Genomic DNA, 3111 nt, shown 5'->3' on the forward strand with positions numbered 1-3111 from the left:
CGCCCGGCGCCTGGGCTCCGACGATGTGACCATGGTCTGCCTGGAAAAGCGGGACGAGATGCCGGCCTGGGATTACGAGATCGAAGAGGCCCTGGAAGAAAAGGTCCACATCGTCAACAGCCAGGGACCTTTGCGTTTCTACGGGGACGACTCCGGAAAAGTCAACGAGGTCGGCTTCCAGGAATGCACGGCCGTGTTTGACGAGAACGGAAGATTCAATCCCCAGTACGACGACTGCAAGCTCACCTCCTATGAGGCGGACACGGTGATCGTGGCCATCGGCCAGATGGGAGAGACCGGTTTTGCCGATAAAGAGGGCATCGCCCTGACCCCCCCGGGGGGATACGAGGCAGATCCTCTTACCCTCCAGACCCCCATTGACTGGGTCTTTGCCGGGGGGGACGCCTATTACGGCCCCAAATCCGTTGTGGACGCCATTGCCTCGGGCAAGACCGCGGCCGAGTCCATCCATAGATTCATCAACGGCCTGGACCTTGCCGAGGACCGGGAAAAGAGCTATGAGTTTGAAAAGCCGGAGATCGAGAATGTTCCCCGGCTGGACCGGGTGCACCCGGACAAGATCAGCGTGGCCGACCGGGAGGGCAACTTTAAAGAGGTCACCCTGGACCTGGCCCTTGAGCCATTGAAAGGGAGTATCCCGTGCCTGTCCTGCGGATCTGTTCCGAATGCACAATGTGTGAGCCTGTCGGCCGGAGCCGTGAGCACGATCAGCAGCCCTGGTAGGATCTCGACGTGGGTGCCGTGATCATGACCACAGCGCGGAAGTCTATGATCCTTCGGGCTGGACGATATTACATGTACAAACGCTCAGAACGTCATGACTTCCTGAATTGAGCGGATCTTAAGCGCCGCGGTCCACCATGGGACACTGGTCCGGCCTCGGATGAAAAGAACCGAAAAATCGCCTGGTCCAATGTATCGGTCAGGGATACCAACAATGCGTAATGGATACTGCTCCTCGGTATGCTGCATGTACGCCATCAAGGGATCATGATCGCCAAGGAGCATTCGGAAAAGAGCTGGAGCGGTATTTTCAACATGGAATGCGCACATTCGCAAGGATACGAAAACTATAATGAGCCCGAAGAGGAAGGGTCAGGTTGTCAAATCCAGGATCATTCCGTGACCGAGAACCGGCACGGCAACCTGGTTCTCAAATATGCGACGAACTGGGCAGTACAGGAAGAGATTTGAATGGTGATTCTTTCCGTGGCCTGACCATTCCAAGGGAGCGCAGACCTGGCCAGCCGCATCGGCTGGACCTGGATAAGTAAACTTTGGAAAACCACTACCTTCAATCCCCGGAAACCTCCAGGCCCGGGGTTTACGTGTCGGACCTTCCAGGGGACCCAAGGATATCCCTCATCGTAACCGAGGCATCGGCTCTGCCGGGCCGCCGGGTCCATCTGGCACCGCCAGCATACCCGCAAGACCGTGAGCATGCCCGAGGGAGGGATGTACTGGGTGAGGATCCCGGGTCCGGGTCTTTGTCTGCAAGTCGGGATCAATATCGCCGGGGTATCGACGGGAACAGGTGGAAAGATTACCAGGATCGTCCCAATTGGGCTACACCGAGGGAACTTTCCACCTTTCCCAGGATACCCCGGCGATATTGATCCCCACTTGCAGACAAAGACCCCGACCCGGGATCCTACCCAGTACATCCCTCTCCTCGGGCATGCTCACGGTCTGGTCCGGTATGCCTGGCGGTGCCAGATGGACCCGGCGCCCGGCAGAGCCGATGCTCGGTTACGGATGGGGATATCCTTGGTCCCTGGAAGGATCCGGACACGTAAACCCCGGGCCTGGAGGTTTCAGGGGTTGAAGGTAGTGGTTTTCCAAAGTTTACTTATCCAGGTCACGCCGATGCGGCTGGCCAGGTCTGCGCTCCCTTGGGATGGTCAGGCCACGGAAAGAATCACCATGTCAAAATCTCTTCCTGTACTGCCAGTTCGTCGGCATATTTGAGAACCAGGTTGCCGTGCCCGTTCTCGGTCACGGAATGATCCTGGATTGACAAACCTGACCCCTTCTCTTCAGCGCTCATTATAGTATTTTCGTAATCCTTGCGAATGTCGCATGTCATGTTGAAATAGCCGCATCAGCTCTTTTCGAATGCTCCTTGGCGATCATGGCATCCTTGATGCGTACATGCAGCATACCGAGGGCAGTATCCATTACCGCATTGTTGTATCCCTGGAGCCGATACATTGGACCAGGCGATTTTTTCGGTTCTTTTCATCCGAAGGCCGACCAGTGTCCCATGGTGGACCGCCCGCTTAAGATCCGCTCAATTCCAGGAAGTCATGACGTTTGAGCGTTTTAATGTATAATCTCCAGCCGAAGGGATATTGACTTCGCGCTGGTAGATCACGCCCACTCAGACTACCCCAGGTGATCGGCTCCGGCCGGCCAAGCTCCACACGTAGCCATGACAGATTGCAAGACGGCCGGGACTTCTTTAAGGTCCAGGGCGGCAGGCGTATTTTAAGGTCCCGGTGCCACCTGCTTGTCGGCCACCGGCAGCCGGGACATCTCATCCGGCTTCAACCAAGTCTTCCGCCGGCCGGCAAGGAGCCGTTGGGACTATGGGACGGCGGGTCTTGAGAATGGCCAACGGGTTTGGCGTAATGCGCCCCCGCAAACAGTAGGGGGCTGGGTAAGATCGCCGATCGGGGGTCTGCGTCCTCTTATCCAAAACCGGCTCATCTGCCGGCAGGATCCGTCCGCCTTGGTGAGCTGCAGTCGGTCTGGGAGAACTTCCTTCGCCAACACGGCTTGATTCTAGCGACCTGGATTTTACGAGTCCCGCTAAGGCAAAGGTGCTGTTGGTGTGAACTTTCCTCAGGCTCTTGTCTCTATCCAGCGATCTCGTCCTTTCAGGCGCCTGGCACAGCGAAGCCCACCGGGCCGGGGCACGTCCGCACCGTCCCCGCATACATGACTGCCGGGAGTCTCTCTTGCCTGCCCGATTCCAGACTGGTTCTGACGCCCTGTCTTCGCCTTTGACGCCCAGTCCCCTGGACCCGTGCAGGCCCGTGGCCATGAACAAAGAGGCGTACCCCTCCTTTTTCAGGCTCTCCAGGGTGA

General features: G+C 57.5%; 2 protein-coding genes. Both read left to right on the forward strand.

The genetic code is table 11. From position 1 onward, the window contains the following. The coding region (locus F608_RS37065; protein WP_033399209.1) for an FAD-dependent oxidoreductase at positions 1–766 on the forward strand (766 nt) is incomplete at its 5' end. 218 nt (positions 767–984) lie between these two features. Beyond that, entirely contained in the window at positions 985–1215 is a 231-nt protein-coding gene (locus tag F608_RS37070; RefSeq protein ID WP_022669493.1) for a hypothetical protein, read from the forward strand. Positions 1216–3111 lie beyond the last annotated feature (1896 nt).

Source organism: Desulfospira joergensenii DSM 10085 (genome assembly GCF_000420085.1).
Taxonomy (GTDB): Bacteria; Desulfobacterota; Desulfobacteria; order Desulfobacterales; family Desulfobacteraceae; genus Desulfospira; species Desulfospira joergensenii.

What these genes read in the sequence shown, in the direction of transcription:
- F608_RS37070 (WP_022669493.1), top strand. Translation starts at nt 985, where the DNA reads ATGCTGCATGTACGCCATCAAGGGATCATGATCGCCAAGGAGCATTCG.